This window comes from Arthrobacter sp. S41, assembly GCF_004320535.1.
Classification (GTDB): Bacteria; Actinomycetota; Actinomycetes; order Actinomycetales; family Micrococcaceae; genus Glutamicibacter.
This window is the reverse complement of record NZ_SIHY01000001.1, coordinates 780,809-799,800: the sequence shown is the minus strand read 5'-3', so window position 1 is coordinate 799,800 and position 18,992 is coordinate 780,809. Positions and strand designations below refer to the sequence as shown.

Sequence of the window (18,992 nt, the reverse complement as noted above, 5' to 3'; positions counted from 1 at the left end):
AAAAGGCCATGACTATTATCGCTAACGCCCCGACAGGCACCCAGCGCAGCGTCTTGGACGCTCTGGAAGCCGAATCCATTCACATCATCCGCGAAGTACTTGCCGAATTTGAGAAGCCAGGTCTGCTCTTCTCCGGCGGCAAGGACTCCGTTGTAGTCCTGCACCTGTTGGCTAAGGCCGTGGCACCACTGCGCGTGCCAATCCCAGTGGTACACATCGACACCGGCCACAACTTTGACGAGGTCCTGAGCTTCCGTGACTCCGTCGTGGAAAAGTACGGACTGAACCTCGTGGTTGGTTCCGTTCAGGAATACATCGACCGCGGTGAGCTCACCGAACTGCCAGACGGTACCCGTAACCGCCTGCAGACTCGTGTTCTGCTGGACACCATTGAAAACAACGGCTTTGACGTTGTCTTCGGCGGCGCACGCCGTGACGAAGACAAGGCCCGCGCCAAGGAACGCATCCTCTCGCTGCGCGATGAATTTGGTGTGTGGGATCCACGTAATCAGCGCCCAGAAATCTGGAGCCTCTACAACGGACGTCACGAGCCGGACTGGCACGTACGCGCGTTCCCGATCTCCAATTGGACCGAACGCGACATCTGGGCCTACATCGAGCGCGAAAATATTGAACTGCCTCCGATCTACTTTGCCCACACCCGCGAAGTTTTTGAACGCGATGGCATGTGGCGTGCGCTGACCCCGGTCAGTCAGCCCAACGAGGACGAGCCAGTGATCCTCAAGCAGGTTCGTTACCGCACCGTTGGTGACGCTAGCTGCACCGGTGCGGTGCTCTCCGCAGCTGACACCGTTGGCAAGGTGCTGGACGAATTGGCCATCGCCACCGTGACTGAACGCGGCGCTACCCGTGCCGATGATCGCATTTCCGCCGCGGGTATGGAAGACCGCAAGACCGAAGGGTACTTCTAAAATGACGACCACACTATTGCGCATCGCCACCGCTGGTTCGGTGGACGACGGCAAATCAACTTTGGTTGGCCGCCTGCTTCACGACGCCAAGGCAATTCTTGCTGACTCGCTGGATGACATCGCACGTACCAGCGCCGAACGCGGCTTTGGCGGTGCCGACGGAACCCTGGATCTAGCTTTGGTCACCGACGGTTTGCGTGCAGAACGCGAGCAGGGCATCACCATTGATGTTGCCTACCGCTACTTCTCCACCGACAGGCGTTCGTTCATCCTGGCCGACTGCCCGGGCCACGTTCAGTACACCCGTAACACCGTCACCGGTGCGTCCACCGCTGATGCGGCGATCGTTTTGGTTGACGCACGTAATGGCGTATTGGAACAGACCCGTCGCCACCTCGGTGTGCTCGCCTTGCTGCGTGTGCCACGCCTGGTAGTGGCCGTGAACAAGATGGACCTAATCGGTTGGGATGAAAAGGGCTTCGGCGACATTGAAGCTGAAGTACTATCCCTCGCAGCTGAGTTGGGCGTCCAATCCACCACCGTTATTCCAGTCTCTGCACTACAGGGCGATAACGTCGTTGAGCCTTCGCAGGCAGCTAGCTGGTACACCGGACCAACCCTGCTCGGTCTGCTGGAAGACATCGAACCAAAGCTTAACGGCGGCGTTGCACGACTGGACGTACAGTACGTGATCCGTCCGCAGGGTGCACTTGCTCCAGGGCTAGATCCAGAACAGTACCGCGATTACCGTGGCTACGCGGGCACCTTGGTAGATGGCGTCCTGAATGTGGGGGACACCGTACAGGTGCTCTCCAATGGTCATCCTGTCACCAGCCGGGTGAAGGGGATCAGTACCCCAGCAGGCGAATCCACGCAGGCTCAGGCCGGCGACGCAATTGTTGTTGAACTTGATTCCAACCTGGACATTGCTCGAGGCGACACGATCGTGGCCGGTGAGCTGCCAACCCCACAGCGCGAATTCCAAGCGAATATCTGCGTCTTGGATCCGGTGAAGCTAACCAACGGCCAACGCCTGCTGATCAAGCACGGTACCAAGGTAGCTGCAGCGAAGCTTTCCACCGTTGACTATGTCATCAACGTGGCCGACTACTCGCAGCATCCTGCCGATAGCTTGGAGCTCAATGACCTGGGTCGCATCACCCTGCGTAGCCAGGCAGCATTGGCCATCGAGCAGTATGCAACTTCGCGTACTGGCGGTAGTTTCCTGTTGATTGATCCTACCTCCGGGCGCACCCTGGCTGCGGGGATCATCGAGGAAAACAATGAAGCAGCCTGATCTGCCAGAGCCCGCAGAAAACAAAGACCGCGTACGTTTGACCGCACACAGCGGCAAGACCGGGTACCGTAGCCGGTTCCTAGGCCTAGCCGCTGTGGGGGTCTTGGCAGCCGCAGCTGTTGTGACCACCTTCCTGCCAGGGCCAAATGAGATTCAGGCCAACGCCGCTGATAAAGGCCCGGCCGAAGAACTGAAGATTGGTTACTTCGCTAACCTCACCCACGCGCCAGCGCTCATTTCACAGTCCAAGGGAATTCTCAAAGACCAGCTGGACTCGGACGGCACGAAGATTGAAAGCCAGATCTTCAACGCCGGACCGGCTGCAGTGGAAGCCTTGAATTCCGGGGCTATTGACGCCGCATATTTGGGGCCAAACCCAGCGCTGAACAGTTACCTGTCCAGCCATGGTGAGTCGCTGAATGTGATCTCCGGTGTCGCTTACGGTGGCGCAAGTTTAGTTGTCAACGACAAGATCACCAATCCAGAGCAATTGGCGGGGACTAACCTGGCAAGCCCACAGTTCGGCGGAACCCAGGACGTGGCCCTACGCAATTACGTCAAAGGCCTAAAACTGAGCCAGGATGCCACCGTGACACCAAGCTCGAATGGCACAGTCGCTCAGCTCTTTGGCCGCGGTGAGATTGACGGCGCATGGGTTCCAGAACCTTATGCCTCATTGCTTGTTGAAAAGAACGGCGGTCACCGATTGGTGAATGAAGCTGATCTGTGGCCTGAGGGTAAGTTCCCAACCACCGTTCTTGTGGTTTCAAAAGATTTCATGGCAAGCCACCCGGAAACTGTTCAGAAATTGGTGGATGCCAATACTGAAGCAATTGATTGGCTGAACACCGCTGACGACAAGGAAAAGTTGAAGGCAGTGCAAGAAGCGTTGGCCAAGGCCAACGGCAGCACCTTTGATGAAGCGGTTATTGCCGCTGCACTGAAGGAAGTCAACTTTAGTTCTGATCCGCTTCCGGAAACTTACCAAGAGCTGGTTGACCACGCTCTGGCCGTAGGCGTTGGAACCGGCGGAGACGCTGACGGACTGGTTGACACTCGTTTTCTCGACAAACAGGAGCGGTAATGGGAGTTCTGCTAAATGAAGTTTCCCTGAGCTACCCGGGTACCGGGCTGGTTATCGACCGGCTCAGCACAGAAATTGAAGACGGCGAATTTATTGCCGTCCTCGGTGCCTCGGGCTGTGGCAAGTCCTCGTTGCTGAACATGATTGCTGGTCTCCTTGCACCAACCTCGGGCTGGCTCGAAGTTCCCAAAGATGGCGCAGCATTCATGTTCCAGGACGCGAACCTGCTGCCATGGCTCACCGCGAGTGAAAATGTCGATTTGGCGTTAAAGCTTGCCGGACATCCGGCGGACAAACGCGGAGCGCGAGTTGAAGAACTGCTCAAGCTGGTCCAGCTAGGACATGCCAGCAACAAAAAACCGCATGAGCTGTCAGGCGGTATGCGTCAGCGAGTGGCCCTAGCCCGAGCCTTGGCTCAGGACCGACAGGTTCTCTTGATGGATGAGCCATTTGCGGCTCTTGACGCGATAACCCGTGACATGTTGCACGAACAACTGCGCTCGTTGTGGGAACAGACGGGCAAGACCATCATCTTCGTGACTCACAATGTACGCGAAGCGATTCGACTCTCCGGTCGAATTCTGGTGCTCTCCTCCCACCCGGGACGCATCCTGGAAACCCGGCGCATCACCGATGAGCTACGCAATAACCCGACCCAAGCAGCGGCCCTGGCCGATGAACTGACCACGATCCTAAGGAAGGAGCAACGGAAACATGAGCTCAATGACCGAATCTCGAACTAAGTTGAAGCCCGTGCTTGCCCTCAAGCTGCGCCCTAGTGGCCGGCTCGATGCACTGGTTGCTCCGTTGCTTACCGTGGTAGTACTGGTGAGCCTGTGGCAGATCGTTTCGTGGGTTAGCCCGCTGCGTGAAGACTTGTTCCCAGGTCCAATATCTGTGGCGCAAAAGCTTCCGCAGCTGCTTGCCGACGGTTCGCTTGTATCGGCTGTGGGCAATTCACTCTTCCGCGCAGTGAGCGGATTTGTGATTGCCGTGGTGATCTCAACACCGTTAGCTTTGCTCCTTGCGCACCAGCCATTGCTGCGCAAGGGCGTGGGCCCGTTGGTTTCGGCTATGCAGGTTTTGCCGTCTATCGCGTGGGTGCCAGCAGCCATTATTCTTTTTGGTCTCAGCGACGCAACCATTTACACGGTGCTGTTGCTGGGTGCGATTCCATCGATTATCAATGGCTTGCTTTCGGGCATTGACATGATTCCTTCGCAGTACAAGTCGCTGTCCAAGGTGCTCGGTGCTTCCAAGTGGGAGCACATGCTGCACATTGAGTTACCAGCAGCTATGCCTGGGTACGTAGCTGGTCTACGTCAGGGCTGGGCATTTGCTTGGCGTTCATTGATGGCTGCAGAACTCATTGCCGTTGGTGGTTCGTTGGCCCTGGGCGTTGGCTCATTGCTTCAACGAGGACGCGACTTGGCAGATCTTTCGCTGGTTATGCTGGTGATTCTCACCATCCTGTTGGTTGGTGTACTCATTGAATTGGCCGTCTTCGCTCCTATTGAACGCAAACTATTGCGTGACCGTGGCATGAGCCGTACGGGGGAGAGCAATGGCTAAAGGACATATCACCCTTATTGGTGGTGGCCCGGGAGATCCAGAGCTGATCACCGTAGCCGGATACAAGGCTTTGCTTTCCGCAGATGTTGTTCTGGCAGACCGTTTGGGTCCCACCGCATTGTTGGCAGACCTCTCAGATGATGTTGCCGTCATCGATGTGGGCAAGGGCCCGGGCTGTCACGTGAAGACCCAAGACGAGACCAACGAACTGCTGGTCAAATACGCGCTGGAAGGCAAGCACGTTGTTCGCCTCAAGGGCGGGGACCCATTTGTTTTGGGCCGTGGCGGCGAAGAAGTGCTTTACGCAGCCAAATACGGAATTTCCACTCGCGTGATTCCTGGTGTCACCAGCGCGATTTCGGTGCCGGGTGCTGCAGGAATTCCTGTCACTCACCGGGGGATCGCCACTGGATTCACCGTAGTTAGTGGTCACACTGAACTTGCAGATGTTCCGGTTCGCTCTGATCACACCCTGGCGGTGCTGATGGGCGTATCTAATTTGCCACTAATTGTTGAGACATTGCTTACCCGAGGTTTGCCGTCAAGTACGCCGATTGCGATAGTTGAGCGAGGTTACTCACAGACGCAACGCACAACTATCGGTACGCTAGAAGAGATTGTAGTGCGCGCCCGCAAGGCCGCAGTGGCGAATCCGGCCGTCATCGTTATTGGTGATGTCGTTCGGCTAGCCCCGGAAGCCTCCGACCAACTGGTAGACCTCCTGCCGCTAGAGAACGCCGATGCCACCGAGCCGGCCTCATTCGTTGACTAAGAAAGAGAAGTTGTTTGATGAGTGAAATTATCGTCCCAGAGCACCTAAACTCCCGCGCACTGCGTGTAGCCATTGTTGGCGCCGGTCCTGCTGGCATCTACGCCGCGGACCTGCTGAACAAGAGCCAGCCAGTCGCCTCGGGTGAACTGAAGCTACATGTAGACCTCTTCGATGAGTTGCCTACTCCTTTCGGTCTGATCCGCTACGGTGTGTCCCCGGATCACCCGCGCATCAAGGGCATTATCAACGCTTTGCACAAGGTGCTTAATAATGACTGGATCGATTTCTACGGCAACGTTGGCCTTGGCCGCGACATCAGCCTAGAAGATCTACGAGCACGCTACGACGCCGTGATCATCTCCACCGGCGCCCAGAAGGATGCGGACCTGAATATCCCAGGCATCGACTTCGAAGGATCCTTCGGCGGTGCAGACTTCGTTTCTTGGTACGACGCACACCCAGATGCTGATAAGAACTGGGATCTTTCGGCCAAGGAAGTTGCTGTTATCGGTAACGGCAACGTTGCCTTGGACGTGGCACGTATCCTCTCCAAGCACGCTGACCAGCTGTTGGAAACGGAGATTCCTGAGCACATCTACGAGCAGCTCAATGACTCCGCCGTGACCGACGTGCACGTCTTTGGCCGTCGTGGTCCAGCTCAGGTGAAGTTCACCCCACTGGAATTGCGCGAACTTTCGCACTCCAAGGATGTAGACATCGTCCTTTACCCAGAGGACTTTGAGTTCGACAAGGCTTCGGATGAAGCTATGAAGAGCAACAACCAGACCAAGACCATGGTCTCCACCTTGACCAACTGGCTCATTGAGCAGGAGGAACGTGAAGAGGAACCAAGCGCTTCACGTCGCCTGCACCTGCACTTCTTGCAGTCCCCAGTTGAGGTTCTCGGCGAAGACGGCAAGGTTACCGGTCTGCAGGTAGAGCGCAACGAACTTGATGGAAACGGCGGCGCCCGCGGCACCGGCGAGTTTGTTGACTACCCACTGCAGGCTATCTACCGTGCAGTTGGTTACTTCGGCTCCGCAGTTGAAGAAATCGAATACGACGGCGCCAAGGGTGTTCTTCCAAACGTGGAAGGCCGCGTTCTTGACGCAGCAGGTACCCATGTAACTGGCCTGTACGCTACTGGTTGGATCAAGCGTGGACCTATCGGCCTGATCGGTCACACTAAGGGCGACGCTCTTGAGACCATCACCCACCTGCTTGAAGATTTGGGCAACCTGGCTCAGCCAGAGTCGACAGAGTCGATTTCTGAGCTGCTTGAAAGCCGCGAAGTTGCTTACTCGGATTGGGACGGCTGGAAGACCTTGGATGAGCACGAGAAGGACCTGGGCGCGTCCGCAGGCACCGTCTCCACTCGCTTCGGTGACATCACCCGTGACCGCGTGAAGGTTGTAGAGCGTGAAGAGCTCTTGGAAATCTCCCGCGCAAAAAAATTAGCTGAGAGTCTGTAAGCTTTACCCCAGACTCTGGTGCTCAATGGCGGTGGCCGCTAGCAAGAAATTGCTAGCAGTCACCGCCATTGGTGTATTTGCCTACGTTCGTGAGTTACAGCAGCGTCTTCCATAGATAGTCCTCGCCGACTACTGGTATTCCGTAGTCCCGGGCCTTTTTGGCCTTACCCGAAAGCGAGTCAGGGTCAGCGGCAACCAATAACGCTACCTTTTTCGTTATCGCTCTGTGTGGCGTGTATCCAGCGGAACTAAGCTTTGCCTCGATATCCGAGCGCGGTTGACTCATGTCTCCAGTTAAGACGACCAAGGATCCGGGTGCGATTCCTGCGCTCTGGTGTCCAAGCGGAGGACGCTTGTTGGATTCGAACTCAGCTGGCCGATCTCGAACCGAATCGATCAGTGTCTGCGGCAGTCCAAGCAAAGTGATGACCTTTTCGAGATCCTTGATTTCCTCATCGGTGAGAATTCCGTCTGAACAAGCGGTATCAACGAGCTGCTGAAAATAGATTTTGTGCAGTGCCAGAGCACGATCTTTGTCTAATCCGATTTCCTGAGCAGCTTGAATCAATTGCGATTCTTCGTGAGCTGAGAGGTATCGATCCATGAGTGCCAGATCTAGTAGCGCTAGATAGTTTTCTTCTGATCCAGTCCCGAGAAACTCGGGAAGTTCACCCGCCAGCTTTTCGAGAAAATGCTCTGTGGGTTTCTTGGAAGTCGATTGGCGAATCACGGGAACGATTCGATTTTGGGGTTCTGAAGAAAACCAGGCAGCGGCCGATGCAAATTGTAGTTTGGTGTCCCATTCGCGTTCGTCAGGATCTAGTTCCATGTAACGAGCCAGTAGCACCGCGGTAGCTGCGGCGTCACCTGCAGCGCTGTGGGAGTTTTGCAGTTCGATGCCAAATGAGTCGCAACAGTCCTGCAGAGACCGGCCAGCGCCCTGCAAATATCGATGCGACATTCGCATGGTGCAAATACCCTGGTCTAGAAAATCAACTGGAACAGGTACGGAAGTATTTCGGAATTCCGTTTCAAGGAATCGAGCGTCAAACGAAAGGTTGTGAGCGACTAGAACCGTACCGAGAGCCTCCAATGGAGTTCTTCCGCGACTTGTTGGAAGGTCGGAGCGGCCAGTATGTCGCGACTCTGGATTCCATGAATTGATTGTTTGCCAAGGTCGCGCTGGGGATTTATCAGCGTTTCCCATCGTTCAACGATCTCTCCCGACCGAGTCATGGTGACAATCGCAATTTCGGCGATGCGATCGTTGCCTCCGGGAAAGAGCCCTGTGGTCTCTGTATCTACAATCGAGAATAATGCGTTGTTCAATTTTGCCCCTCCGGAGAACGCTGTTGCCTCAATTTATAGCAGGGACACACCCCAGTATGGGAAGAAAACGTCTCAGGAAAGACAACAGCTCAGGCACTAAGTGCCTGAGCTGTTTCAATAGTCGCTTTTCCTTGGTTACCGTCTAGCTCGCAACCGCAGCCTTTTCGATGGTTTTGTCTTCGGTCACGTTACGGCGAAGCATGATGAACAGCAGGATCATGCCCGCAGTGATTGACATGTGGCCTAGACCCGCGATGCCAGAAATCATGGCAGATGATTCAATTCCTAGCACGGTCATGATGCCGTGGGTTAGCTGCATGCCGGCGGTCAGAACAACACCGACGTTGTAGGTACCCATGAACCATGCAAACATCTTGCGGTGCTTGCTCAGCGTGAACGCCTTTTCCAAAAGTAGGACCAACAGGAGCATCATGAAGCCGAGTATCAGCAAGTGTGTGTGCACTACCGAGAGCTGGGTTGCCTGGCCTTCGGGGAAGTGATTGATTTTGGTGAATTCGCGGTAGAACAATCCTGAAGCGACGCCGAGGATCATGTAGATGAAGGAGAAGTTGACGAGCTTACGCATTGATTTCACTTTCTTTGAGAGCTGATGAATATGCAGTAGCTTCTGCAGAGGACGATGATTTGCCGAATATTGGTCGCTTGGCTGAACCCAATACGGAGAAGAGCGCTGGGAGCAATAGCGTTCGGACAACAAAGGTGTCGAGTAAGACGCCAAGTCCGACAATCAAGCCCAGCTGACCCAGCACGGTGAGCGGCAAGGTAGCCAACGCTGCGAAGACTCCCGCCAGAACCAAGCCTGCGCTGGTGATCACTGACCCGGTGCGGCTTGCTGCCTGCACTACTGCTTTGCGGAGTTCAAGGTCTTGAGCGTCTTGTTGGACCCGATGAGTGAAGAAGATCGTGTAGTCCACACCCAACGCCACCAAGAAGACGAAGGCGAGGAGTGGAACCTGAACGTCCAGGGCCTTGGCGTCAAAGACGAGTGAGGAAACCAGTGAGCCTAACCCATCGGCAGCGGCGGCACTGAGCAGGTTTACCAACCCTAGTGCTAAGGCTGTACGCCACGACCGAGTGAGCCATCCGAGCATGACCAAACAGATGATCATGATCAATGGGGCAATCACATACAAATCACGCAAGTGCATTTGATGTGAGTCCAATTGCGCAGCGGTTTGTCCGCCAATGAGTACTTGCTCTTGATCTGCGGTAAGCGTGCGAAGCTCGGTCACTAGCTCCTTCGCCGCAGCTGAGTTTGGATCAACTTCGGGAATGACGGAAATCTGCTGCCAGTCCGAGGTTCCTACCTGCGTTGCAGCGCCCACACGCTTCACGTTCTCTACTCCAGCGAACTGACTGTTCAGCGCATCAACTTGATCTGCATGAGCAAGGACCGTAATTGGTTGGGCTTCGCCGGCCGGGAAATGAGCCGAGAGTTGTTCCATCGCAGTAGCCGACTGTGTTGGCGTACGGAATTGTTCCGTCTGCGACAAACCGATTCGAGTTCCGGCCAGCGCGCTAGCAAGTACCAGCAAGAGAACTACCAAGGCAGTCAGGTTCAGTCCGGGACGAAGCATTACTACTCGTGCTGCACGTCCGAAGAAATTCTCTTTTTTGATTTCTGTTCCGGGGCGAGGGATCAATGGCCAGAAGGCTTTGCGTCCGCTCATTGCAAGTGCGGGAGGCAGAAGTAATAGAACAAAGATTGCAGCGATCAATAGTCCGGCCGCGCAGACAATACCTAGTCCACGAGTGTCGTCCATGACGGCTAGGCCGAGGGTCAATAGCGCAACGACGACGGTGAGGTTTGAAGTCAGGATGGCTACGAGGCTGGAAGTCCATGCCTTGCTCAGTGCCTGGCGATGGTCTTCGGTCTTGTGCAGTTCGTCGCGGTAGCGCGAGATCAACAACAGAGCGTAGTTGGTACCTGCACCGAAGACTAGGACACTGAGCACGCCTGAGTCGAAGCTTAAGCCCCAGAGGTTGCCCAACAGATTAGCTACCAGCGAGGCGCTACGGTCGGCTATGCCTACAACGGCTAGCGGAAGCAACCACAGCACAGGCGAACGGTAGGTGAGGATGAGCAGCACAGCAACGATGCTTACGGTGACTGCCAGCAAGGTGAAATCGGCCCCTGCGAACGCATTGGTGATATCTACTGCGAAGGCGGTGGAACCAGTGACTCGCAGATCAAGACCCTGAACTGGATTTTGTTGAATCCAATCACGGATATCCTGCAGTGTTTGTTTGTCTGCCTCGGTAGACACCGTGCTCCAGGAAAGCGGGAGCATCGCTGCTTGCTCATCATCGCTGAACAAGAAGCGACCACCGGTAACCTTTGCACCCTCGGACAGTGCCTTGCTTTGGCTGTCTAGGGCGCTCTTGTCTTGATTAGTGAGAGCAGAACTATCAGCCTTCGTGGCGACCAATAGGGCGGTGGTGTTGTTGGAGGTGGTGTTCTCATCCAAGATCTGTTGAACCTTGGCCGAGTCTGAGCCGTCTACTAAGGAACTGTCAGAACGGGCTGGAGCTTCAAGACTGCTAAGCGCTCCAAAAAGAATTGCGATACAAACGATTATTGCGCCGACCCAAATGCGGGCGCCGCGGCGGCTGGTCAATGACTGAGCAACCCGAGATATAACTGAAACTTTCATAGTTCCAGTTAACGAGAATTTGCCGTTCGATCCATCGTGGAATGAGCTGAATAAAAGATCAACCGAAAGGTTGAGACGGGCATTGGCGTGTTGTTCTGCCCCAGGGGCGAACTAGAGCAGACCGTGGTCCTTAGCCTTATTGATTGCGTCGGTTCGTGTGGTTGCCTGGAGCTTGTCGAAGATGTGAACCAAATGCGTTTTGACCGTAGCTTCGGAAACAAAGAGCGCTTTGGCGATCTGTTTATTGCCCGCACCGGTAGCGAGTTGTAAAAGCACGTCGCGTTCACGAGCAGTGAGTTCCACTTTGGGTCGGCGCATCCCTTCAACAACACGCAGCGTCATTTCTGGGGCTAGCACCATGTGACCGGCAGCGGCTTGTCGAAGGGACTCGACGATGGTCTGAGCGCTGACGTCTTTGAGCAGATAACCGCAGGCCCCAGCTTCAATACAAGCTAATATCTCTGAATCTTTATCAAAGGTCGTCAAGATCAATACTTGCGGAGCCTTGGGACGTTTACGGATGGCAGCGGTAGTTTGTGCACCATTCATGCCGGCGCCTAAACGCAGGTCGCACAGCACCACATCAACCGCCGTGTCTTTGACGAAGCCCACGGCTTGCTCGCCGGTGGAGACCTCGCCGACAACGTGGATATCCGCATAATTATCAAACAATGCGCGAAGGCCAGTGCGAACAATCGGGTGGTCATCAACGAGCAGGATCTTGATCATGAGTTGTCCTTTGCAAAGTGCAGTGGAAGGTGAGCGCAGAGGGCAGTACCCTCGCCAATGGCGCTCTCTACGTCCAATCCTCCGCCAAGTTCATTAAGCCGACGGTTCATGGCGGTGAGCCCGAAGCCACCTACGGGCGTATTGTGTTGCAGTTTGCCAGTCGGTGGGGTGAAGCCGCGCCCATCATCGACGATGTCTAGGCGTACTTCGTCGTCACTGTAGCTCAAGCTGAGCACCACAGTGGTGGCCTGTGCATGGCGTCGAACGTTGGACAGGGCTGACTGCGCGGTACGAAGCAGGGCAATCTGCAGGCTTGGATCGAGCAGGGGTAAACCAGGCTCAATATCTACTCTGCTCTTCACCCCGGAATCTGTTGCGAAGTCATCAAGGATGCGGGAGAGGGCTCCGGCGAGCGCTTGGGAATCAAGTTCTGCTGGAGCCAGCGCGGCGATGATTCTGCGGAGGTCTGTCAGGGACTGCCCGGAGAGATGGTCGATCCGTTCCAAAGCCTCGTTGGCAGCATCGAGGTTGCTTGCAGCGCTTGCGGCTTTTGCATGTAACCCGATTGAGGAAAGCTGCTGAGCAATGGTGTCATGGATTTCTCGGGCCAGCCGAGTACGCTCGGCTGCTATGCCTGCTTCATGCTGCGAACGGGCCAGCTCCTCTTGTAAGGCTGATGTCTCTTCTTGAGCACGCATCAGGGAGTTGACCAATGAGGTGCGCTCCTGCGCATCGCGTTCCATCTGTAAGTAACCACGCGAGATGCCCCAAGCGAAAAGGCCACCGACCAGTGGGCCCGCCGCCGCGGCAACGCTGAGTTCCCCGTGGTGTAGAAAGGGTGCGATCAATGTGAATGCGTAGACCACAACGGACCACAGTATGGACGGTACAAATGGAAGCTGGTGTCCCAGCAGGAGCCAGAGGCTAAAAGCTAGCCACATGAATTCTGCAGAGACAAACAGGCTGACTATCCAAATGGTCAGGAGGATTGCTAACCACCAAGCGGGCCTGTTGATGATCTTGTTGTTGGTTAATGGAATGAACCCCATGGCGTACCAGCAAGCAAAAAGTACCGAGACCAGGACGGCCGCCCAAAGATGCTCTGGCGTTGAGACTTGTCGCAGCATCGCAATCACCAGCAGTATGGCCGTGACTAGATGCTGACCCCACAACAGCACCCTTGGCGATGCCAAGGAATGCTGCTGGATCTCTAGGTCCAGTCGTTGTGGCTCATTAGTACTCATGAATGCCAGCCTACTAAAGCTGTGGCTGACTACTGGTCTGTGAGCACTACCAACTGGGCAGTTGCCCGGGTCATCGAAACGTACCGCCGAACTGCGCCCGATAGACCGGTGCCAAAGTTTTCGGGTTTGTAGACAGCCACAAAATCGAATTCAAGGCCCTTGGCATTTTCTGGCGAAAGCGAGCTAACCCGGTTGGATGCAATGTAGGCAGGGTGGCCGATAACAGCTGCTGTACCTTCTGGATGATTGGCCAGCCATTGCTCAAGAATCGACGTCAGCTGTGTTGGGCTGGCGAAGCGAACCGACTCTCCATCAGATCTCAGGGAGTCAGGAACGTTGGCATCGGGCATCTGACTGTGTATCTGCGTGGCAGCAACTTCCATGATTTGTGCGGTGCTACGGTAATTCACCCGTAGCTGCGAGACCGTGGCATCTCTGATCCCGAGATGACTCAGGCGTTCCTCCCACGAACCGGTGAAGCCTCTTGATGCCTGGGCCCGATCTCCAACAATCGTTAAACTGCCCGAGGGGCATCGGCGCAAGATCATGGCCCACTGGACGTCAGTCAGATCTTGTGCTTCATCAATCACGACATGTGAGTAGGGTCCATCGAAAATTTCCGTTTCGGAGTCGGCTTCAAGATGTTGGTTCAGTAGTTGCTCTTGAAGATCTTCGTGGATCAATTGAGAACTCAAGTCCTCTTTATCGTCAGCGGACTGCACTAAATCACTGATCACACTTTTCCACTGTTGACGTTCTGCCCGCACCGTCGCTTCACGGCGCTGCCGCTTTGATTCGTTGGCGGGATCACCGATCAGCGAGCGAGACAAGTCGATCAGCGGAATATCGGCATTGGTCCACGAACGTGTTGAGGGAGCGGCGAGTAACTTCTTGATGTCGTCATCGCCCAGCTCTACACCGCTATAGCGCAGCAGCGCTGGTGTCGTATACAGGCTGCGCAACAGATTCATTGGATCTAGTAGTGGCCAGTACTCATTGAGGTGGGCAGCGAGGTCGGTATTTCTTTCGAGCTCATGGCGCAGGGTCTGGTGCAATGATGCTTCGCTGGCTAGGTGTGGCAGAAGCAGTTCAATCAGTGCCTCGCGTAGTTGAACTCTTGCTTCGTTATGAGGCGTAGCGGAGTCAACCATCGATACCGCGTTGCGCCACAGCTCAGGCGAAAGAGTAACTTGGCCGTCAGTGAGTTGAATTTCCAAGCTGGTATTCGGAGGTAATTGGAAAACCTTCACCGCTCTCTGGACAGTATTGAGCATCGAGGTACTGGCCTTGATACGAATGATGTCCGGGTCTGTCTCGGCAAGCACCTCACCCTCAATCGAAACTATGTTCGAAAGCGTTGAGATTTGTACTTCCTCCTCGCCAAGGTTGGGCAGGATATCGGAGACGTAGGCTGAATAGGCTTCGTGTGGACTGACAACCAAAATCTTGCCGCCTTGGCTGCGCAAGCGCGGATCCGCATAGAGCAAATAAGCCGCCCGGTGAAGAGCGACTACGGTTTTCCCGGTTCCGGGCCCACCATCAACTACCAGTGCACCTTTCGAGCTGGCGCGAATGATTGCGTCTTGATCCGTCTGAATGGTTGAGAGGACATCTTGCATCTTTGATGTCCGAGTGCTTGAGAGCGAAGCGAGGAAGGATGAGCGATCATCTAGTTTTTGATGCTCGGACAGTAGCGATGAATCAAACACTTCATCCCAAAAATCGGTGATGACCTGACGGCGCCACCGATAACGCCGGCGTAGAGATAAGCCACAAGGATTTTCATGTGTCGCTGCGAAAAATGGTTCTGCAGCCGGTGCGCGCCAATCGAGCATCAGTTGCTTGCCTACGGCATCGCTTAGCCCAACGCGGCCGATGTACTGGCGCTCGCCGGTAGTCGTGTTTTGCATGAACCCCAGGCAGGCAATGGGCCCCATGCGGTCAAGCTGGCGAAGCCTTTGACCTAACTCGTTGAGCTCAATGTCGCGTTCTAGGGATTGTTGCAAGTTGCCGGCGTGGTCTTTCCCGCGACGGGCGATGCGCTGCACGGTTTCGTTGCGCAGTTCTTCTACGCGTGCGGCGATCTCATCTAAGCGTTGCTGATCTTCGTCGAGGGCGGTGAAAGGTTCGGTGTCGGATGATTTTTCGGAAATCTCAAAGTAGCTGATGCTCATGGCTCTTTCTGGCACGGTGACTCCCGGATGTGGGTGATGCTCAAAGGGGAAGTTATTGATTATGAATCATGGGTAGGGCCTTGCGGCAAGGCCCCCTCAACGCGCTATTCTGAAAATGTAGGAAGTGGCGCAATGGGTTTTACTAGCTATTGGTTGTGAGCCTTAACTCACTTCACGCCATGGTGATCAGGGGAATTTTCACCACAACAATGACACGGTAGGATAGAACTACTCAGGTATTGATCCGGCTATCACCGGGGAGCCTTCGGAAGAACGGCGGTACTGGCTTGCCAGCACCACCTAGTAGAACCGAACGGGACCAGCCCGTCATAGCTGATGACAAGTGGTTCTTCACCAGTAGGTGAGGAATAAGCGGGGTGGTACCGCGGCATTTCTGCCGTCCTCGTAGGCAAGGAATTATCGACCCTACGCTTGAAGGATGGCCCATTCGATGAGCTTTTACCCGAAGGTCACCACTGACCCAACCGGTTCGACCCCGGCTTCACCGCGATTCCCAGAACTTGAGAAGCGCGTCCTCGAATACTGGAAGAACGACGACACTTTCCAGGCCTCCATTGATCAGCGTGAGGGTGAAGAATTCGTCTTCTACGATGGCCCTCCGTTCGCCAATGGTCTGCCACACTACGGCCACCTGCTTACCGGCTACGTCAAAGACCTTGTAGCTCGCTACCAGACCCAGCGGGGCAAGCGCGTTGAGCGTCGCTTCGGTTGGGATACCCACGGCCTGCCAGCCGAGCTGGAAGCCATGAAGCAGCTGGGCATGACGGACAAGAAGCAGATCGAAGCCATGGGCATCGATAAGTTCAACGATGCCTGCCGCACCTCGGTGATGAAGTACGCCGACGAGTGGAAGCAGTACGTCAACCGCCAGGCTCGCTGGGTAGATTTTGAGAACGACTACAAGACCCTGAACGTTGAGTTCATGGAGTCGGTTATCTGGGCTTTCAAGCAGCTCTCGGACAAGGGCTTGACCTATCAGGGCTTCCGCGTGCTCCCGTACTGCTGGAAGGACGAAACCCCACTGTCCAACCACGAGTTGCGTATGGACGACGACGTTTACAAGAACCGTCAGGACCAGACCGTCACCGTTGGTTTCACCATCCTTGCCGGCGAAACCGAAGCCTCCAATGCTCTTGCTGGTGTGCAGGCACTGGCCTGGACGACCACCCCGTGGACCCTGCCAACCAACGCCGCACTGGCAGTGCACCCATCGATCGAGTATGTTGTCGTTCCAGCAGGCGAAGCTGGAGTTAAGGCTTCAGCCGCCGCGGGCCCATTCCTGCTGGCCAAGGACCTTTTGGGCTCCTACGCCAAGGACCTGGGCTATGAGGATGCCAAGGAAGCTGCCGCTGCGATCACCGCCACCTTTGCTGGTGCTGATCTTGCTGGCGTACGTTACCAGCCACTGTGGGATACCTACACCGACACCGAAAAGTACGGCACACAAAACGCATGGCAGATTGTCACCGCCGACTACGTCACCGTAGCTGACGGTACCGGCATCGTTCACCAGGCTCCGGCCTACGGTGAAGATGACCAGAAAGTCTGTGAAGAAAACGGCATCCCTGTCATCATCTCGGTAGATGAAGGGGCCAAGTTCCTCTCCGTCTTTGCCGGCGGCCCGCTGGCTGACATCGTTGGTGTGCAGGTCTTTGACGCCAACAAGACCATCACCAACGTGCTTAAGGATGAAGCCAAGCTGATCAAGCAGGCCTCCTACGAGCACTCCTACCCACACTGCTGGCGTTGCCGTACCCCGCTGATCTACCGTGCGATCTCTTCCTGGTATGTTGAGGTCTCCAAGTTCAAGGACCGCATGGTCGAGCTGAACGAGCAGATCAACTGGATCCCAGGCAACGTGAAGCACGGCCAGTTTGGCAAGTGGCTGGAAAACGCTCGCGACTGGTCCATCTCGCGCAACCGCTACTGGGGTTCACCTATCCCAGTGTGGGAATGCACGGGAGCAGAATGCACCCACCGCGAAGTCTTTGGCTCATTGGATGAACTGAAGAACTTCTTCGGTCGCCTGCCACTGAACCACGAAGGACAGCCAGATCTACACCGCCCATTCATCGATGAGCTGACCAAGGCTCACGAAGGCTGCGCCGAAGGCGGCACCCTGGTGCGCGTAGAAGACGTACTGGATGTCTGGTTCGATTCCGGTTCGATGCCATACGCCCAGGTTCACTACCCATTCAACAACCAAGACTGGTTTGATTCCGGACACCACCCGGCTGACTTCATCGTTGAGTACATCGGTCAGACCCGTGGCTGGTTCTACACCATGCACGTGCTTTCCACCGCGCTCTTTGACCGCCCTGCCTACACCAACGTGATCTCCCACGGCATCGTGTTGGGCTCAGACGGTCAAAAGATGTCCAAGTCCTTGCGCAACTACCCGGATGTTAACGAGGTCCTAGACCGCGATGGCTCCGATGCGATGCGCTGGTTCCTGATGGCTAGCCCAATCCTGCGCGGCGGCAACCTCGTTGTCACCGAACAGGGCATCCGTGATGGCGTGCGTCAGGTACTGCTGCCACTGTGGAATGTTTGGCACTTCTTCAACCTCTACACCAACTCCGCGAACAACGGGGCCGGCTACGAGGCTAAGCGCTCAACCAGCTCCACCGACCCGCTGGATCAGTACATGCTCGCCGCGACCGGCCAGCTCGTTCGTGATGTCACTGTTGCTCTGGACACTTACGAAGTCTCTGACGCCACCGAAGCTGTACGCCAGTACATGGATACCTTGACCAACTGGTACGTACGCCGAAGCCGCCAGCGTTTCTTCGATGAAGATACCCAGGCCTTCGACACCCTGTACACCGCACTGGAAACCTTGGTGAAGGTCACCGCTTCGCTGCTGCCTCTGGCCAGCGAAGAGATCTACCGCGGACTGACCGGTCAGCGTTCGGTGCACTTGACCGATTGGCCAGATGCCAACGAGTTCCCAACGGATGCCAGCTCGCTGGAAACCATGGAAACCACTCGCAGGATCTGCTCGGTAGGCTCCTCACTACGTAAGGCTAAAAACCTGCGTGTGCGTTTGCCACTGGCAGAACTGAAGATCGTATTGGCTGGTGCTGCACGTTTGGACGGTACCTACGCTTCGATCATCAAGGATGAACTGAACCTGAAAGCCGTGACCTTGATCGACGCTGAAGGTGTCGACGCAGCTAGCTACGGCATCAGCCAGCAGCTGGTAGTCAACGCTCGTGCCGCCGGTCCACGCTTGGGCAAGAATGTGCAGCAGGCCATCAAGGGCGCCAAGTCCGGTGACTGGTCAGTGACCGATGGCGTGGTGACCGCTGGCGGTCTGGAACTTGTTGAAGGTGAATACACCTTGGATACCGTCGTAGATGCAGAAGGCGATATCGCTGCCGCAGTGATCGACGGCGGCTTCTTGGTATTGGACACCGAGGTGACCGAGGCGCTGGCTGCTGAAGGCACCGCACGTGACATGGTTCGTTCCATCCAGTCTGCCCGTAAGGATGCAGACCTGCAGGTTTCGGATCGCATCCAGACGGTGATCACTGCTAACGCGGCCACCATCGCAGCGCTAGAAGCTAACCGCGAATTGATCTCCGGTGAAACTCTCACCGCGCAGCTTGAATTGCGTGTTGATGAAAACGCCAAGGCTGAAAGCGTAAGCGTACAGAAGCTCGACACCACCACAGCAGAGGCTAACTAG

At 55.6% G+C, this 18,992-nt stretch carries 15 protein-coding genes; 8 read left to right on the top strand and 7 right to left on the bottom strand.

Translation table 11 applies throughout. The features are described from left to right. The first annotated feature begins 8 nt into the window (after positions 1-8). Genes cysD through EYR88_RS03635 form a run of 7 tightly spaced genes read left to right on the top strand, consistent with a single transcriptional unit; the run spans position 9 to position 7,129 of the window. Positions 9-932, top strand: coding sequence for a sulfate adenylyltransferase subunit CysD (gene cysD, locus EYR88_RS03665; protein WP_131088369.1), 924 nt, complete (start codon positions 9-11; stop codon positions 930-932). A gap of 1 nt (position 933) precedes the next feature. After that, complete coding sequence (locus EYR88_RS03660) at positions 934-2,229, top strand: GTP-binding protein (RefSeq protein WP_131088368.1); 1,296 nt, start codon at positions 934-936, stop codon at positions 2,227-2,229. After that, positions 2,216-3,313, top strand: a complete 1,098-nt coding sequence (locus tag EYR88_RS03655; RefSeq protein WP_131088367.1) for an ABC transporter substrate-binding protein — start codon at positions 2,216-2,218, stop codon at positions 3,311-3,313. The genes EYR88_RS03660 and EYR88_RS03655 overlap by 14 nt, the downstream gene beginning before the upstream one ends. Further along, positions 3,313-4,056 carry an ABC transporter ATP-binding protein gene (locus tag EYR88_RS03650; RefSeq protein ID WP_131088366.1) on the top strand — a complete coding sequence of 248 codons (744 nt, stop codon included), beginning with the start codon at positions 3,313-3,315 and terminating at the stop codon, positions 4,054-4,056. Before EYR88_RS03655 ends, EYR88_RS03650 begins: the two co-directional genes overlap by 1 nt. Then, a complete protein-coding gene (locus EYR88_RS03645; protein WP_131088365.1) occupies positions 4,028-4,885 on the top strand; it encodes an ABC transporter permease in 858 nt (285 codons plus the stop codon). Before EYR88_RS03650 ends, EYR88_RS03645 begins: the two co-directional genes overlap by 29 nt. Beyond that, a complete protein-coding gene (gene cobA / locus EYR88_RS03640) occupies positions 4,878-5,657 on the top strand; it encodes a uroporphyrinogen-III C-methyltransferase (RefSeq protein WP_131088364.1) in 780 nt (259 codons plus the stop codon). Before EYR88_RS03645 ends, cobA begins: the two co-directional genes overlap by 8 nt. 17 nt (positions 5,658-5,674) lie before the next feature. Beyond that, a complete protein-coding gene (locus tag EYR88_RS03635; RefSeq protein WP_131088363.1) occupies positions 5,675-7,129 on the top strand; it encodes an FAD-dependent oxidoreductase in 1,455 nt (484 codons plus the stop codon). Positions 7,130-7,223: 94 nt separating this feature from the next. On the opposite strand, the gene EYR88_RS16340 is transcribed toward EYR88_RS03635, so the two are convergent. The 7 genes from EYR88_RS16340 to helR form a co-directional block, all read right to left on the bottom strand. Then, entirely contained in the window at positions 7,224-8,222 is a 999-nt protein-coding gene (locus EYR88_RS16340) for an exonuclease domain-containing protein (protein WP_278184781.1), read from the bottom strand. After that, a complete protein-coding gene (locus EYR88_RS16335) occupies positions 8,198-8,458 on the bottom strand; it encodes a 3'-5' exonuclease (RefSeq protein WP_278184780.1) in 261 nt (86 codons plus the stop codon). The genes EYR88_RS16340 and EYR88_RS16335 overlap by 25 nt, the downstream gene beginning before the upstream one ends. Positions 8,459-8,600: 142 nt before the next feature. Beyond that, positions 8,601-9,044 carry a DUF2871 domain-containing protein gene (locus EYR88_RS03625; protein WP_131088362.1) on the bottom strand — a complete coding sequence of 148 codons (444 nt, stop codon included), beginning with the start codon at positions 9,042-9,044 and terminating at the stop codon, positions 8,601-8,603. Next, positions 9,037-11,133: an MMPL family transporter gene (locus tag EYR88_RS03620; protein WP_131088361.1), complete on the bottom strand. Its 2,097-nt coding sequence runs from the start codon at positions 11,131-11,133 to the stop codon at positions 9,037-9,039. Before EYR88_RS03620 ends, EYR88_RS03625 begins: the two co-directional genes overlap by 8 nt. Before the next feature lie 111 nt (positions 11,134-11,244). Continuing rightward, the gene (locus EYR88_RS03615; RefSeq protein WP_131088360.1) at positions 11,245-11,862 is read right to left on the bottom strand and encodes a response regulator transcription factor; all 618 of its coding nucleotides are present in this window, start codon (positions 11,860-11,862) and stop codon (positions 11,245-11,247) included. Continuing rightward, on the bottom strand, positions 11,859-13,106 hold the full coding sequence (locus EYR88_RS03610; RefSeq protein ID WP_131088359.1) for a sensor histidine kinase: 1,248 nt from the start codon (positions 13,104-13,106) through the stop codon (positions 11,859-11,861). The genes EYR88_RS03615 and EYR88_RS03610 overlap by 4 nt, the downstream gene beginning before the upstream one ends. A gap of 29 nt (positions 13,107-13,135) precedes the next feature. After that, the gene (gene helR / locus EYR88_RS03605; protein ID WP_131088358.1) at positions 13,136-15,280 is read right to left on the bottom strand and encodes an RNA polymerase recycling motor ATPase HelR; all 2,145 of its coding nucleotides are present in this window, start codon (positions 15,278-15,280) and stop codon (positions 13,136-13,138) included. Positions 15,281-15,731: 451 nt separating this feature from the next. On the opposite strand from helR, the gene ileS reads away from it, so the two are divergent. Next, positions 15,732-18,992, top strand: coding sequence for an isoleucine--tRNA ligase (gene ileS, locus EYR88_RS03600; RefSeq protein WP_131088357.1), 3,261 nt, complete (start codon positions 15,732-15,734; stop codon positions 18,990-18,992).

Bases quoted from the DNA above. Each gene is read 5' to 3' on its own strand.
- cysD (WP_131088369.1), top strand. From the start codon at position 9: ATGACTATTATCGCTAACGCCCCGACAGGCACCCAGCGCAGCGTCTTG.
- EYR88_RS03625 (WP_131088362.1), bottom strand. From the start codon at position 9,044: ATGCGTAAGCTCGTCAACTTCTCCTTCATCTACATGATCCTCGGCGTC.
- EYR88_RS03635 (WP_131088363.1), top strand. From the start codon at position 5,675: ATGAGTGAAATTATCGTCCCAGAGCACCTAAACTCCCGCGCACTGCGT.
- ileS (WP_131088357.1), top strand. From the start codon at position 15,732: ATGAGCTTTTACCCGAAGGTCACCACTGACCCAACCGGTTCGACCCCG.
- EYR88_RS03615 (WP_131088360.1), bottom strand. From the start codon at position 11,862: ATGATCAAGATCCTGCTCGTTGATGACCACCCGATTGTTCGCACTGGC.
- EYR88_RS03645 (WP_131088365.1), top strand. From the start codon at position 4,028: ATGAGCTCAATGACCGAATCTCGAACTAAGTTGAAGCCCGTGCTTGCC.
- helR (WP_131088358.1), bottom strand. From the start codon at position 15,280: ATGAGCATCAGCTACTTTGAGATTTCCGAAAAATCATCCGACACCGAA.
- EYR88_RS03650 (WP_131088366.1), top strand. From the start codon at position 3,313: ATGGGAGTTCTGCTAAATGAAGTTTCCCTGAGCTACCCGGGTACCGGG.
- EYR88_RS03610 (WP_131088359.1), bottom strand. From the start codon at position 13,106: ATGAGTACTAATGAGCCACAACGACTGGACCTAGAGATCCAGCAGCAT.
- EYR88_RS03655 (WP_131088367.1), top strand. From the start codon at position 2,216: ATGAAGCAGCCTGATCTGCCAGAGCCCGCAGAAAACAAAGACCGCGTA.
- EYR88_RS03660 (WP_131088368.1), top strand. From the start codon at position 934: ATGACGACCACACTATTGCGCATCGCCACCGCTGGTTCGGTGGACGAC.
- EYR88_RS03620 (WP_131088361.1), bottom strand. From the start codon at position 11,133: ATGAAAGTTTCAGTTATATCTCGGGTTGCTCAGTCATTGACCAGCCGC.
- cobA (WP_131088364.1), top strand. From the start codon at position 4,878: ATGGCTAAAGGACATATCACCCTTATTGGTGGTGGCCCGGGAGATCCA.